A 14,700-nucleotide genomic window follows, 5' to 3' on the forward strand; every position below is an offset into this window, starting at 1 on the left:
CTATCCCGCGCTCCTCGCGCTCCACGCGCGTGAGTCGCCAGGAAGTGTCGCCTCCACCACCACCGGAGCGACAATTCTTGGCGACTCACGCGCTCGCCCGACGGGGGAGGGGGGTGGATGCCACGGAGGTGGGGGTCACCAGCGAGACCGTGTCGGCGGGGAGAGGGGTCCAGCCGGCGAGGGGGATGCCGGTCGTCGCGACCAGGCGTGCACCGGACGCGGTGCGGCGGGTGAAGAGGACGTTGTAGTCGTCGCCGTGGCCGGGGGGCAGATCGGCCTCGGCGAATCCCCGGGCGGCGAACGCGGCGCGCGGGGCGGGCCGCGACGCGGAGGAGTGCACGGCGACGAGCGCCGTGGGGGTGAGGAGGAGGGCGTTCAGGCACGCCTCCGGGTAGGACTCGCGGACGGCCGCGACGGCATCCGCGATCCGGCCGGGGTCGGGAACGGTGCCGGGCGTGAGGGCGCGTCGGAGCCGGGCGAAGTACAGCTCGCTGTCGTTGCTCCCGCGGAGGTCGGCCCGCTCGCCGTCGGTGAGCTCGGCGCGCAGTCGGTCGGGCGGGGACAGTGCTCCGTTGTGCTGGAACGCCTCGTCGCCGAACAGGAAGGGCTGCGCCTCCGCCTCCCCGGTACCGCTTCCGGCGCTGCCGAAGCGGAGGTACAGCAGCGCCGCGGTCGCCGGGACGCGGACGGCGCGGGCGAGGTCGTGGCGCGTCGCGGGTCGTCCCGCGACGACTCGAGCCCCCACGCCCGCACTCGTGCGCCAGCCCGCTCCCCAGCCGTCGGCGTGCACGCGCGAGAGCGCGGCGAAGGATGTCAGGACATCGTCGCCGAGGGCGGCGGGTACGTCGACCGGGCCCGGGCTGACGTAGGCGATCATGCGCGACATGGCACCTCCGGGGGCCGGGACCACAGATTGGATCCACATGTAGTATGTTTGGATCCTACTCGGAGGTAACCCGTCCCCCATGAACCCGCTCCCCATCGCAGACGCCGCACCGGCCTCGGCATCCGCGCTCCCCGCGGACGGATCCTCCATCGACGTCGCCGCCGAGCGTGAACGCACCACGGGCTCCACGCTCGCGAGCCACTTCAACGCCGCGGGTGCGGCTCTGCCGTCGCGCGGCGTGGTCGCCACGGTGGTCGAGCACCTCCGTCTGGAAGAGGCGAAGGGCGGCTACGAGGCGGCGGCGGAGCGGCGCGGACACCTGGACGCGGTGTACGCCTCGGCGGCCGGCCTCGTCGGCGCCGACCCGAGCGAGATCGCCCTGTTCGACAGCGCGTCCACCGGGCTCCGGGTCCTGCTCGATGCGCTGCGACCCGCGCGGGGGCAGCGCATCGTCGCCTCGAGCAGCACCTACGTCAGCCACGCGCTGCACCTCATGAGCCTCGCTCGCGAGCAGGGGATCGACCTCGTGATCGCCCCGTACGACGCGCGCCGCCGCGTCGATGTCGCCGCGCTCGAAGCGCTCCTGTCCGACGGGGTACCGTCGATCGTGACGGTCGCCCACGTGCCCACTTCGTCCGGTCTCGTCGAGCCGGCCGCCCAGATCGGGGAGGTCGTGCGGCGCTACGGCGGGACCTACATCCTCGATGCCACCCAGTCGGTCGGGCACCTCGCGGTCGACGTGGCCGAGATCGGCTGCGACGTCATGGTGACCACCGGCCGCAAGTTCCTCCGCGCCCCGCGCGGCACCGGGTTCGCGTACGTGCGCGGCGCCCTGCTCGAGCGACTGCTGCCCGCGGCCCCGGACGTGCGGGGTGCGCGCTGGACGACGAGCTCCGAGTGGGAGCTCGACGCCTCGGCGCGGCGGTACGAGACCTGGGAGGGCGCGATCGCCGCACGCCTCGGTCTCGGCGCCGCACTGGACGAGGCCGCGGAGCGCGGCATCCCGGTCACCCAGGCGTGGCTGGTGGATGCCGGTCGACGGCTCCGCGAGGCGCTCGCCTCCCTCGACGGCGTGACCGTCGCCGACCCCCCGGGGACGCGCTCGGCCATCGTGACCTTCGTCATCGAGGGAGTGGCATCCGCCGACGCCGTCGTCGAGCTCGCACGCCGCGGCGTGCGGGTCGTCTCGGTGCCGGCGACGCACGGCCAGTGGGACCTGGGCGATCGGGGTGTGCCGAGCGTCGTGCGCGCCTCGCCGCACGTGTACAACGACGACACCGACCTGTCCGCCCTCGTCGACGGGGTCGCGGCGATCGCCACCGGGATCACGCGATGACCGCGGTCGTCTCGGCCGACGTCGTCGTGCTCGGGCTCGGCATCCACGGGATGTCCACCGTCGCGAGCCTCGCCCGACGCGGGGTGCGCGTGGTGGGCATCGACCGCTTCGCCGCGGGGCACTCGCGCGGCTCCTCGCACGGGCGCACCCGCATGATCCGCCGCGCGTACCCGAACCCGGTGTGGAATCCGCTCGTCGAGACGGCCTTCGACGCGTGGGGCGCGCTCGAGCGCGCGTCGGGGGAGACGCTCTTCCACCGCACCGGCGGCCTCTACGCCCATGAGGGCGCGTCGCAGCTGCAGGGACCGGACTGCGTCCTGGTCGACGACCGGGACCGGATGGCAGCGCTGATGCCCGGGTTCGCGGTGCCCGAGGGGTACCGCGCCGTGTACGACCCGTCGGCCGGTGTGCTCGAGGCCGAACGGGCACTCCTCGCGCTCCGGCGTCTCGCCGAAGCGGCGGGCGCCGGCCTCCGCGACGGGGAGCGCGTGCTCGGCTGGGAGCCGGCGTCCGAGGGCGTGGAGGTCCGCACCGATCAGGGTGTCGTGCGCGCCGCGCGGCTCGTCGTCGCCGGCGGCTCGTGGGCCGGCCGTCTGCTGCCGCAGCTGGCGAACCTCCTCGAGGTGTGGCGCATCCTCACCGTCACCGTCCGCGCGGGGCAGTCGGCCGGATCCCCGCCGTCGCTCGGAGCTTTCTCCGTCGACCGCCCCGAGGGGCTCGTCTTCGGCATCCCGGATGCCGACGGGAACGGCGTGAAGCTCGGAGTGGATGCCGGCGAGGTCTGGGACCCCGAGACGCCCGTCGCCCCGCCCACCCCCGTCGAGGTCGACGCGCTGCGCGATCTGCTGCACGCGTTCGTGCCCGGCGTCGACACCACCCCCGTCGAGGCGGCCGCGTGCCTGTACACGATGACCGAGGACAAGCGCTTCGTCATCGGGCCGCTCGCCGAGGTCCCCGAGGTCATCGCCGTGTCGGCGTGCTCGGGACACGGGTTCAAGTTCGGGCCCGCGATCGGTGACGCCGTCGCCGACCTCGCCACGGGGATCGAGCGCCCCGACCTCGCCTTCGTCTCGGCCGCACGACGGGGGATCTGACATGGCCATCGCCCTCGCCGCCCCCCACGCCGCCGCCGTCGACGCGGGACGCTCCGCGATCGCCGCGGGAGGGAACGCCCTGGATGCCGCGCTCGCCGCGGCCGCCATGCTCACCGTCGTCTACCCGCACCAGTGCGCGATCGGCGGAGACGTCATCGCCCTGGTCCGCCGCCCGGACGGCTCCACGACCGCGGTCGTCGCCGCGGGCACCGCGCCGGCCGCCGTCGCCGAGGCCGCGGCGGCCTGGAGCGAGGTGCCGCGCGCCGGCGCGGGCTCGGTGACCGTGCCGGGCATGGTTGCCGGGTGGACCGCGATCGCCGAGCTCGGCGCGGTGCTGCCGGTCTCGCGGGCGCTGGCGGCGGCCGCCGAGGTCGCCGACGCCGGAACGCCGGTGAGTGCGGGTCTCGTGCGCGCCCTGGTCTCGCGTGCCGACGCGATCCACGCGGACGCCGGGCTGCGCGAGGTCTTCACCCGTGACGGGGCACTGCTCGCCGAGGGCGACGTCCTCGTCCAGCCGGCGCTCGCGGCATCGCTCCGCCGCCTCGCGGCCGACCCGCGCGACTTCTACGACGGCGAGATCGCCCGCGCCCTGGTCCGGACGCTGCGCGCCCACGGCGGCGTCCACACCGACGACGACTTCGCCGGCTACCGCCCCGAGGTCGTCGACGCCCTGACCCGCACGATCGGCGACGCGGAGTACAGCGTCGCCCCGCCGCCCTCGGTGGGCGCGATCCTCCTCGGCGTCGCGGCGGCGGGCGAGCGCGAGCCGGGGGCGCCCGAGCTCCTCGAGGCGAGCGTCCGCGGTGCACGGGCGCGCGGCGCCCACCTCGGCGATCCCGCCGCGGGCCCGGTCGACCTCGAGGCGCTGCTCGCGCTCGACGCCCCGCCCCTCACGGGTCCGGGCGAGCCGCGTCCGCAGGGCGACACCGCCGCCGTGGTCGCGATCGACGACGAGGGCTACGCCGTGACGATCGTGCAGAGCGTCTACCAGACCTTCGGTTCGGGTCTGCTCGATCCCGTCACCGGCATCCTGCTCCACAACCGCGGCGGAGCGTTCTCGATCGATCCGGCTTCCCCCGCGGTGATCCGTCCCGGCGCCCGCCCGCCGCACACGCTCGCGCCCGCGATCGTCGACCGCAGCGACGTGACGGTGGTGGCGGGATGCCAGGGGGGTCGGGCGCAGCCCTGGATCCTCGCGCAACTGCTGCCCGACGCCACCGACCCCGCCACCGACCTCGACGAGCTGCTCGGCCGCCCGCGCTGGGTGATCGGCGACCGCGACCTCGGTCACGACCGGCTGACCCTCGTGACCGAACCGGGGGTCGCATCCGACGTGATCGAACGGGCCGAGACCCTCGGCCTCGGCGTCGCGGCCTTCCCCGGCCCCGCCGATGAAGCCGGACACGTCCAGTTCGTCCGCCGCGTCGGCGACGCCGGCGTGCGCGACGCGGCGAGCGATCCCCGCGCCGACGGCGTCGCCGTGCTCGTCCCGGCACCCTGAACCCACCCGCATCGCCCGCACCACCGCAGCAAGGAGACCCGATGACCGCCGACCGGCACTGGAGCGATCCCCTCACCCCGAGCGAGATCGTCGAGATCACCGCGCTCGTGCGCGCGGACGACCGCATCGGCGCCGAGCCCCGCTTCTGGGGCATCGCCGTCGAGGAGGGCCTGGCCCGCAGCCTCGCCCCCGGCCAGGGACGCCCGGTGCGCCTGGTGGTCATGAACCCGGCCGCGCACGCGGCGTGGGAGGTCACCGGCTGGACCTCGGGCACCGATCGCGCCGAGGCGTCGCTGGCATCCTGGAGCCCGGTGGATGCCAAGCGCCCCGGCGTCTCCAGCGACGAGGCGCGCGCGATCGCCCGCGCCGCCCGCGAGCACCCGCTGTTGAAGGAGGCCCTGGCCAAGCGCGGGATCACCGACACCACGCACGTGTGGGTCGACCCCGAGTCGATCACCGGGTTCGAGCCCGAGGACCTCGCCGACCGCCGCCTGTCGTGGGGCACCGTCTGGTACCGCGAGGACGCCGACGACAACGGATACGCGCGTCCCGTCGCGGGGCTCGTCCCGATCCTCGACCTCGAGACGCTCGACATCATCCGCATCGAGGACCACGGCGTCATCCCGATGGCCAGCGAGGGCGGCAACTACCGCTCCGGCACCTGGGGTCCGGACCGCCACGTCGCGCCGCTGGAGATCACCCAGCCCGAGGGGCCCGGCTTCACCGTCGAGGGCCACCGGGTCACGTGGCAGAAATGGTCGTTCCGCATCGGCTTCACGCACCGCGAGGGGCTCGTCCTGCACGACATCGCCTACCGCGACGGCGATGTCGAGCGTCCCGTCCTCCGCCGCGCCGCGGTCAACGAGATGTACGTGCCGTACCTCGACGCCGACCCGACGGCGTACCGCAAGAACTTCTTCGACTGGGGCGAGTACGGAGCCGGCCCCCTGACGGCATCCCTCGAACTCGGATGCGACTGCCTCGGCGAGATCCACTACTTCGACGCGCACGTGCTCGACGGCGTCGGCGAGGCCCAGACCATCACCAACGGCGTGTGCCTGCACGAGGAGGACTCCTCCATCCTCTGGAAGCACGTGAACACCCGCACCGGCGAGGCCGACGTCCGCCGCTCGCGCCGCCTCGTGATCTCGTTCTTCGCCACCGTCGCGAACTACGACTACGGCTTCTACTGGTCGCTGTACCAGGACGGCTCGATCGAACTGGAGATCAAGCTCACCGGCATCCTGTCGGTCTCCGGTATCGACGACGGCAAGATGCCCGCCTTCGGTCGCATGGTCAGCCCCAACGTCCAGGCCCCGACGCACCAGCACTACTTCGCCGTGCGCATGGACACCGCGATCGACGGACCGAAGAACCGCCTGGTCGAGGTGCACGCCGAGGTCGAGGAGGACGAGGAGCTCAACCCCTGGGGCAACGCGGTGAAGATGGTCTCCGAGGTCATCGCCTCCGAGAAGGATGCCGGCCGGATGGCCGACGCGTCCCGGGCGGTGCACTGGCGGGTGGAGAACACCGAGCGCACCAACCGGTTCGGCGAGAGCACCGCGTACCGCCTGTCGGCGATGCACACGACGCGTCTGTTCGCCAAGCCCGGCAGCATCGTCGAGCGCAAGGCCCCGTTCGTGTCGAAGCACCTGTGGGCGACCGCCTACGACCCGAACGAGCGCTTCATCACGGGCGACTACCCCAACCAGGCTCCGCTCGAGGCGGAGGGCATCACGGCCTGGCAGCAGGCCGATCGGCCGCTCGACGGTGCCGAGCTCGTGCTGTGGCCGATCGTCGGCGTGCACCACTACCCGAAGCCCGAGGAGTGGCCGATCATGCCGGTCCACCGCATCGGTCTGCGCTTCGAGCCGGACGGGTTCTTCACGCGGAACCCGTCGCTCGACCTGCCGCCGTCTTCGGGCGGAGACCACTGCCACGCGCCGACAGCGGGTTCCGGCGGGGCCGTCGCCGAGGGGCACGCGTTCCACGGACACGACGCCGGCGGGCACGAGCACCACGACCACTCCGCGCACGGGCACCACGGGCACGACCACCACGGGCACTGATGGGCGAGGTCCTGCACGTCGGCGCGCTCGTGACGACGGCGGCCGGCGCGTGCTGCGTCGCCGCCGACCGTCCCGCCGCGCGTGTGCGCGAGCTGCTCATCGCGGCGCTCATGCTGCTGGCCATGGGCGACATGGTTCTCGGCGGGGGGAGCGTGCCGGCGGTGTTCTGGGCGGCGGCGCTGCTCCTCGCGGCGCTGGTGGCGGTGGCGCCGGGGCGGGTGCGGCGCGGCGAGCCCCGGCGGATGCGCGCGTTCGACGCGCTCGGCGCCGTGCTCATGGCATCCCTTCTGCTGGCCGCGCACGTCCCGGCATCCGCGGGCTCGTCCCACCACGGGGCGGGGGCGATGCCGCTCGTGCTGCTGACCCTCCTCGGCGTGGCCGCCTATGCCGTCGGGGGCGTGGTGCTGTTCGCCACGGCGCATCGCGACCGGCCGCTCGTGACGCGGCTGCCGCCGTTGGCGATGGGCGCGTCGGCGGTGCTGATGGCCGTGCCGCTCGTGGTCGGCTGAGGAGCGCTTACTGAGATTGACGTGACACGTGCTGTCACGCGGGTCTCAGCAAGTCCGTCGCCGGGAGGGAAACCGACGCTCGCTGACCTTGTGCCGCGTCAGCCGGTGAACACCGTCGCGGAGCGCCGCTCGTACCAGCGCGCCAGCTGCTCGCCGGCCTTGAGGACGTGCTCGCGCATCTCGCGGCGGGCGGCTTCGGCGTCGCCCCGCTCGATCGCCTCGATGATGCGGACGTGCTCCTGGAAGTTCTCCTCGCGGTGGCGGTCGTCGCCGACGAGCAGCTGAGCCGACACGTTGCGGGGGAAGGTCTCGTTGATCTCGTCGATCGCGCGGGCGAGGCGCGCGTTGGCGGAGACCTGCGCGATGGTGTTGTGGAAGACGTCGTTCTCGCGGCGGCTGGCGAGGGCCGGGTCGCCCTGGCCGCGCTCGCGCTCGACGGAGCGGTCGTACATGTCCTGGTTCGCCTCGCGCAGGCGCGTGACGTCGCCGCGCGAGATGCGCTCGACGGCGCGGGCGGCGGCGAGGGCTTCGAGCTCGGCGCGCACTTCATAGGCCTCGCGCACCTCCCACGGCGCGGGCACGCGCACGACGGCACCGCGGTTGGGGAGGACCTCGATGAGGCCGCCCGTCTGCAACTGCCGCAGCGCCTCGCGCACCGGGGTGCGGCTGACTCCGAAGTCGCTCGCGAGCTCCGCCTGACGCAGCTGCGCGCCGATCGGGATGTCTCCCGACATGATGCGTTCCCGGATCTTGGCGGCGATCTCGTCGACGAGGGCGTGTCCCCCGGCGGCCGAGATCTCGGTGTCCCCCCGTGCGGCCATGCTGCCCCTCTCGGTCGATCGCGGTCGCGATCCCACGAGGTGCGAACCTAGCAGAACGGCCGCCGGATGCCACGCAATCCACGCGGGACTGGCTCCCAGGCTGATGATTCGGGATCCAATCTGTATCTGTTAGGATCCAAACATGACGACCCGAGAGGATGCCACCGAGCTCCGCGCCCGTGTGCGTTCCTTGACGCTCGAGTCGGCCGATGTGCTGTCGGTCGAGCTCGAGGGGGTCGACGGCCCGCTTCCCGAATGGACGCCCGGCGCCCACATCGACCTGGCCCTCCCGGGTGCGCCCGTGCGCCAGTACTCGCTGTGCGGGGAGCCCGCCTCGGCGCGGTACCGCATCGCCGTCCTCCGCGAGGAGCAGAGCCGCGGCGGCTCCCGCGCCGTTCACGAGCGGCTGCGCCCGGGCGACGTCGTGTCGCTCCGCGGTCCGCGCACCCACTTCGGCCTCGAACCCGCCGACGAGTACCTGTTCCTCGCGGGCGGCATCGGCATCACTCCGGTTCTGCCCATGGTGCGCGCCGCCGCCGCGGCGGGCGTGCCGTGGCGTGTGCTGTACCTCGGCGCCTCGCGCACCCGCATGGCGTTCCTCGACGATCTCGCGGCCCTGCCCGGCGGGACGGTCGACGTCGTCGCCCGCGACGAGGGGGTGCGCGCCGACCTCGCGGCCGAGCTCGCGGCGCACCCGGACGCCGCGGTGTACGCGTGCGGTCCCGCGCGCATGCTCGAGGAGGTCACGCGCCTGGTGCCCGCGGCATCCGGTCGCCTTCACCTGGAGTACTTCACCGCCCCCGTCGTGGAGTACGAGCCCGGCGGACCGTTCGCCGTGCGCCTCGCGCTCACGGGCGTCGAGGTGACCGTCGAACCCGAGCAGAGTGTGCTCGAGGTGCTGCGCGACGCGGGTGTCGACGTGCTCTCCGACTGCGAGGAGGGCATCTGCGGCAGCTGCGAGACGGGCGTCCTCGAGGGGGAGGTCGAGCATCGCGACTTCGTCCTCACCGCCCAGGAGCGTGCCGCGAACGACTGCATGATGGTGTGCGTCTCGCGCTCGGCGTGCCCCGTCCTCGTCCTCCAGGCCTGATCCGCCTGCACCACACCCGCACCGACCACGAGAGGCCACGGCCATGCTGAAGCAGGAAGACAACGAGAAGATCACCCGCTCCGGGCCGGGTACGCCGCTCGGCAACCTCCTGCGCTCGTACTGGCAGCCGGCCGCCCTCGTGTCCGAGATGCCGGGGGAGCGGCCGGTCAAGGCCGTCCGCATCATGAGCGAGGACCTCGTGCTGTTCAAGAAGCGCGAGGGCTGGGGTCTCATCAGCCGCTACTGCGCCCACCGGGGCGTCGACCTGTCGTACGGCCGCCTCGAGGAGGACGGCATCCGGTGCCTCTACCACGGGTGGCTCTACAACGGCGAGGGCAAGTGCGTCGAGCAGCCCGCCGAGCCCGAGCACAGCCAGTTCCTCGGCAAGATCCGCATCGCCAACTACCCGTGCGTCGAGAAGAACGGGATCATCTTCACCTACATGGGCGCGGGCGACCCGCCGCCCTTCCCCGACTACGACTGCTTCGTCGCGCCGGAGGAGTACACCTTCGCCTTCAAGGGCCTGTGGGACTGCAACTGGCTGCAGGGGCTCGAGGGCGGCATCGACCCGAGCCACGTGTCGTTCCTGCACCGCTTCATCGAAGAGGACCCCCGCGAGATGTACGGGCAGCAGTTCGCGGAGGAGGTCGAGGGCACCGGGAAGAAGCTCTCGATGCTCGTGGGCGAGAGCTACCGGCCCGACATCGAGGTCGAGAGCGCCGAGCACGGCCTCCGGGTCTTCGCGCTGCGCCAGCTCACCGAGGACATCAAGCACGTGCGCGTGACGAACCTGATGTTCCCCAACGCCTTCGTCGTCCCCTTCGGCAACACCAAGGTGTTCACGCAGTGGCACGTGCCGATCGACGACGAGCACCACTACTGGTACATGATCTGGTACGACTTCGCCGAGGTCACCGACAAGGACACCCTGCTGCAGCAGCGACTGGAGGGCGTGACCCTCCCGGACTACCGACCGATCCGCAACCGCGACAACAACTGGGGCTTCGACCCGCAGGAGCAGAAGGAACTCACCTACACGGGCATGGGCCTCGACATCAACGTCCACGACCAGTGGGCCGTCGAGAGCATGGGCGCCATCCAGGACCGCACGGTCGAGCGCCTCGGCGTCTCGGACCGCGCGGTCACCGCCAACCGGCGCCTGCTGCTCCGCGCGATCGACTCCTTCGCCGCGGGCGGGCAGACGCCGTCGCACCCCGTGAGCGACGAGGATGCCGCGAAGCTCACCGGGCCGCTCGCGATGGACACGATCGCCGCCAACGACGCGTGGCAGGAGCGCTGGGTGCAACGCGAGCACGAGCGCCGCGCGGCCTCGCCGTGGGCGGCCCCGAAGACGACCGCCGAGGAGACCGTCGATGCGTGAGCGCAACGTCGACGAGCGCCCGGTCTCGGAGAGCGGCGGCGGGATCTCCGCCCGCCCGATGCTCGCCGCCGACCGCGAGGGATTCGTCCACCGGCACGGGCTGTGGAGCGAGGCGCAGTACGCCGCGGCCGGACAGATGCGCCGCGTCGTGGACGAGCTCGGCATCGACATGGTGCGGTTCTCGTTCGTCGACCAGCACGGCATCCTGCGCGGCAAGACGATCGCGCGGGGCGGCATCGCCGCGGCGATGCGCTCGGGCGTCACCGCCCCCAGCTCGCTGCTGCTGAAGGACACCTCCGGCCAGTCGGTGTTCTCGGTGTTCAGCTCCGAGACGGGCGTCGGGGTCGACGGCTTCAGCGGCGCGGGCGACATCGTCCTCGTGCCCGATCCGACGACGTTCCGCGTGCTGCCGTGGGCACCGGGGACCGCCTGGATCCTGTGCGACCTCCGCTTCCCCGACGGCAGCCCGGTTCCGTTCTGCACCCGGACGATCCTGCGCAACGAGCTGACCGCGCTCGCCGCGCGCGGCTACGACATGACCGTCGGTGCCGAGCTGGAGTTCCACGTCTTCCGCGCCGACGACGCAGCGCTCGGTACCGAGCACCTCGGTGCCCCCGGTCGCCCCGGGGCAGCCTCCCTCACCGCGCCGACCACGCGCGGCTCACAGCTGCTGCTCGAGGAGGGCCTCGACCGCATGCAGCCGCTCGTCGATGCGCTGTACCGCGGGCTGACGCTCCTCGACCTGCCGCTGCGCTCGATCGAGCTCGAGTTCGGCCCCAGCCAGTTCGAGATCACGATGGAGGCAGGCTCCGCGGCCGAGATCGCGGATGCCATCGTCCTGTGCCGCACCGCCGTCCGGCGCATCGCCGCGGGGCTCGGTTATCACGCGACGTTCATGTCCCGCCCGCAGGGCGCCGACGGGGCCTCGACCGGGTGGCACCTGCACCAGTCGCTCACCGAGCGGGCCACCGGTCGCGGCGCGTTCGTGCCCGATGCGCCGGGGACGACCCTGTCGCTGCTCGGCTCGGCGTACCTGGGCGGTCTGCTCGCGCACGCCGGTGCCGCGGCGGCGTTCACGACCCCGACGGTGAACGGATACAAGCGGTACCAGCCGAATTCGCTCGCGCCCGACCGCATCGCGTGGGGCATCGACAACAAGGGTGCGATGGTCCGCGCCGTCGGCGGCGTGGGCGACCCCGCGACGCGGCTCGAGAACCGGTCGGGCGAGCCCGCGGCCAACCCGTACCTCTACATCGCGTCGCAGCTGATCAGCGGCGTCGACGGCATCGAGCGCGGGCTCATCCCGCCCGCCCCCACGACCGACCCCTACCGCACGGACGCCCCGGCGCTGCCGGCATCCCTCGGGGCCGCCGTCGACGCCTTCGAGGCCGACGACGTCTTCCGCGCCGCCCTCGGCGACGTCGTGGTGGAGTGGTACGCGACCATCAAGAGGGCCGAGTTCGCCCGTTATCTTCGCCACGTCTCCGACTGGGAGCAGCGCGAGTACTTCGAGATCTTCTGAGGACCCCCATGAGCCTTCGCCCCACCGTCACCGCGCTGCCGGAGTACGAACCGTTCCTCCTCGGCGGCGAGCGGATGCCGCTCGGCGAGCGCCCCGCGCGCGCGGTGATCGACCCCGCCACCGGCGAGGTGCTCACGAGAGTGGCCGACGCGACGGCCGCCGATGTCGACACCGCGGTCGCGATCGCGGCCGAAGCCCACGCCGACCGGCGCTGGCGCGGGCTCGCGCCCCTCGAGCGCGCCCGGATCCTCAACCGGGTCGCCGACCTCATCGAGGAGCGACTCGAAGAGCTGGCGGTGCTCGAGACGCGCGACAACGGCAAGCCCATCGAGCGCTCGCGTGCCGACACCGCGATGGCGGCGCGCACCTTCCGCCATTTCGCGGGCGCGCCCTCGCGCCTGGGCGGCACGGTCGTCGCGGTCGACGGCGGGGGACACCACGTCTACACGGTGCAGGAGCCGGTCGGCCCGGTGGCGATCATCCTGCCGTGGAACTTCCCGATCATGACGGCGGCGTTCAAGCTCGCCCCCGCGCTCGCCGCGGGCTGCCCCGTGGTGGCCAAGCCCGCGGAGGACACCCCGCTGACGCTCCTCCGCCTCGGCGGCATCCTGGCCGAGGCGGGCGTCCCCGCCGGCACGGTGAGCATCCTCACGGGCGACGGATCCGTCGGCGCCGCGCTCACCGCGCACCCGGGCATCGCGAAGATCACCTTCACCGGCTCGACCGAGGTGGGGCGGCTCGTCGCGCACGCCGCGGCCGACGACTTCACGCGCGTGACGCTGGAGCTCGGCGGCAAAAGCCCGAACATCGTCTTCGAGGACGCCGACCTGGATGCCGCGGTCCTCACCGCGATGCGCGCGTCGTTCGGCCACTCCGGGCAGATGTGCACCGCGGGGAGCCGTCTGCTCGTGCAGCGTTCGATCCTCGCCGAGATGACCGAGCGCATGACCGCCGCGGTCGCCCGCGTGCCCGTCGGCGACGGCCTCGACGGCGGCATCACGGTCGGCCCGCTCGTGTCGGAGGAGCAGCGCGAGCGCGTGCTCGGCTACATCCGCGCGGGCGTCGACGAGGGCGCGACCCTCCTCGCCGGCGGCGGGGTCCGCGAGCCGGGCTTCTACGTCGAGCCGACGCTGTTCTCGGGCGTCACGAACGACATGCGCATCGCCCGCGAGGAGATCTTCGGACCCGTCGTCGGCATCATCCCGTTCGACGACGAGGCGGATGCCCTCCGCATCGCCAACGACACCGCGTACGGTCTCGCCGCGGGCGTGTGGACCCGCGACCTCGGGCGGGCGCACCGGATGGCCGCGGCCCTGGACGCCGGCACGGTGTGGATCAACACGTACAACCTCTTCGACCCGGCGCTGTCGTTCGGCGGCACGGGGGAGTCGGGCCTCGGACGCGACCTCGGCGAAGAGGGGCTCCGCGGGTTCCTCGAGACCAAGAGCGTCGTCATCGCGATCCCGGAGGCCTGACCGGCATGCTCACCGTCCACGGCGTCTCGGGACCGATCTCCCCGGAACAGCTCGGCGTCACGCTGCCGCACGAGCACGTGTACATCAACATGACGCGGACGACCCCGCAGGACGGCTACCTCGCGGTCGAGGAGGAGATGCTCGCCGAGCTGGCGCTGTTCCGCGCGGCGGGCGGATCGACGCTCATCGACCTGACGAACGGCGAACTCAGCGACTACGCGGCGCCGTTCGGCGAGAGCGACGACATCACCGAGCTGCAGCAGAACCGGCGGACCGGATCGCGCTCGATCGCGAACGTCCGGGCGACCCGGCGGGCCGCCGAGGCCAGTGGCATCCAGGTCATCCTCGGGACGGGCCACTACTACGACACCTACCTCGACAAGGAGTGGTTCGACCGCACTCCGACGAACACGCTCGCCGACTTCCTCATCGCCGACCTCCTCGACGAGATCCCCGGGACCGGCGTGCGCGCGGGCGTCATCGGCGAGATCGCGTCCGACCTGTCGCACATCACCGCCGTCGAGGAGCGCTCGTTCCGCGCGGCCGCCCGCGCCGGCCGCGAGACCGGTGCCCTCATCTCCACGCACGCGGCATCCTTCCCGACGGGCCTCGCCCAGCTCGAGATCCTCACCGAGGAGGGCGTCGACCCCTCGCGCGTCGTCATCGGCCACGCCGACACCGTGAAGAGCATCGACTACTCGCTCGAGCTCCTCCGGCGCGGGGCCTTCGTCGAGTTCGACTGCCTCATGACGTGCCGGGTCGGCGGTGCGCTGGTGCGCCACCAGATCGACCGGCGCATCGAGTACCTCCGCCGCATCATCGACGCGGGCTACGCGCACAAGGTGCTGCTTTCTCACGACGTCTGCCAGCGTTCGCACCTGCGGGCGTACGGTGGCCCGGGATACACCTTCCTCTTCGAGGAGTTCCGGCAGATCGCCGTCGAGGCCGGCATCGCACCCGAGACCCTCGACGCCATCCACCGCGACAACCCGCGTCGCGCCGTCTTCGGGGAGTGA

The 14,700-nt window shown here is 72.8% G+C and carries 12 protein-coding genes; 10 read left to right on the forward strand and 2 right to left on the reverse strand.

Translation table 11 applies throughout. From position 1 onward, the window contains the following. Nucleotides 1-85: 85 nt before the first annotated feature. Complete coding sequence (locus QM517_RS10980) at nucleotides 86-886, reverse strand: class II glutamine amidotransferase (RefSeq protein ID WP_283287417.1); 801 nt, start codon at nucleotides 884-886, stop codon at nucleotides 86-88. A 79-nt stretch (nucleotides 887-965) separates the two neighbouring features. Between QM517_RS10980 and QM517_RS10985 the strand changes: the two genes are divergently transcribed. From QM517_RS10985 to QM517_RS11005, 5 genes are read left to right on the forward strand one after another with little or no spacing between them, the layout of a single operon-like run. Further along, nucleotides 966-2,222, forward strand: a complete 1,257-nt coding sequence (locus tag QM517_RS10985; protein WP_283287419.1) for an aminotransferase class V-fold PLP-dependent enzyme — start codon at nucleotides 966-968, stop codon at nucleotides 2,220-2,222. Beyond that, nucleotides 2,219-3,316: an N-methyl-L-tryptophan oxidase gene (gene solA, locus QM517_RS10990; protein ID WP_283287422.1), complete on the forward strand. Its 1,098-nt coding sequence runs from the start codon at nucleotides 2,219-2,221 to the stop codon at nucleotides 3,314-3,316. Before QM517_RS10985 ends, solA begins: the two co-directional genes overlap by 4 nt. A gap of 1 nt (nucleotide 3,317) precedes the next feature. Continuing rightward, the gene (locus QM517_RS10995; protein ID WP_283287424.1) at nucleotides 3,318-4,817 is read left to right on the forward strand and encodes a gamma-glutamyltransferase; all 1,500 of its coding nucleotides are present in this window, start codon (nucleotides 3,318-3,320) and stop codon (nucleotides 4,815-4,817) included. A gap of 41 nt (nucleotides 4,818-4,858) precedes the next feature. After that, nucleotides 4,859-6,886 carry a primary-amine oxidase gene (locus tag QM517_RS11000; protein ID WP_283287426.1) on the forward strand — a complete coding sequence of 676 codons (2,028 nt, stop codon included), beginning with the start codon at nucleotides 4,859-4,861 and terminating at the stop codon, nucleotides 6,884-6,886. Next, nucleotides 6,886-7,395, forward strand: coding sequence for a hypothetical protein (locus QM517_RS11005; RefSeq protein ID WP_283287428.1), 510 nt, complete (start codon nucleotides 6,886-6,888; stop codon nucleotides 7,393-7,395). The genes QM517_RS11000 and QM517_RS11005 overlap by 1 nt, the downstream gene beginning before the upstream one ends. A gap of 98 nt (nucleotides 7,396-7,493) precedes the next feature. Here the strand turns inward: QM517_RS11005 and QM517_RS11010 are convergent, their stop codons facing one another. Then, nucleotides 7,494-8,216, reverse strand: a complete 723-nt coding sequence (locus tag QM517_RS11010; RefSeq protein WP_077050713.1) for a GntR family transcriptional regulator — start codon at nucleotides 8,214-8,216, stop codon at nucleotides 7,494-7,496. Between the two features lie 142 nt (nucleotides 8,217-8,358). Between QM517_RS11010 and QM517_RS11015 the strand changes: the two genes are divergently transcribed. Genes QM517_RS11015 through QM517_RS11035 form a run of 5 tightly spaced genes read left to right on the forward strand, consistent with a single transcriptional unit; the run spans nucleotide 8,359 to nucleotide 14,700 of the window. Next, complete coding sequence (locus tag QM517_RS11015) at nucleotides 8,359-9,306, forward strand: PDR/VanB family oxidoreductase (protein ID WP_283287430.1); 948 nt, start codon at nucleotides 8,359-8,361, stop codon at nucleotides 9,304-9,306. A 43-nt stretch (nucleotides 9,307-9,349) separates the two neighbouring features. After that, nucleotides 9,350-10,687 (forward strand): Rieske 2Fe-2S domain-containing protein, encoded by a 1,338-nt coding sequence (locus tag QM517_RS11020; protein WP_283287431.1) that lies wholly within the window; start codon nucleotides 9,350-9,352, stop codon nucleotides 10,685-10,687. Further along, nucleotides 10,680-12,209, forward strand: a complete 1,530-nt coding sequence (locus tag QM517_RS11025; RefSeq protein ID WP_283287433.1) for a glutamine synthetase family protein — start codon at nucleotides 10,680-10,682, stop codon at nucleotides 12,207-12,209. The genes QM517_RS11020 and QM517_RS11025 overlap by 8 nt, the downstream gene beginning before the upstream one ends. Before the next feature lie 8 nt (nucleotides 12,210-12,217). Then, nucleotides 12,218-13,684, forward strand: coding sequence for an aldehyde dehydrogenase family protein (locus QM517_RS11030; protein ID WP_283287435.1), 1,467 nt, complete (start codon nucleotides 12,218-12,220; stop codon nucleotides 13,682-13,684). A gap of 5 nt (nucleotides 13,685-13,689) precedes the next feature. After that, a complete protein-coding gene (locus tag QM517_RS11035) occupies nucleotides 13,690-14,700 on the forward strand; it encodes a phosphotriesterase family protein (RefSeq protein WP_283287437.1) in 1,011 nt (336 codons plus the stop codon).

This window comes from Microbacterium sp. IEGM 1404, assembly GCF_030056775.1.
In the GTDB taxonomy this organism is placed as follows: Bacteria; Actinomycetota; Actinomycetes; order Actinomycetales; family Microbacteriaceae; genus Microbacterium.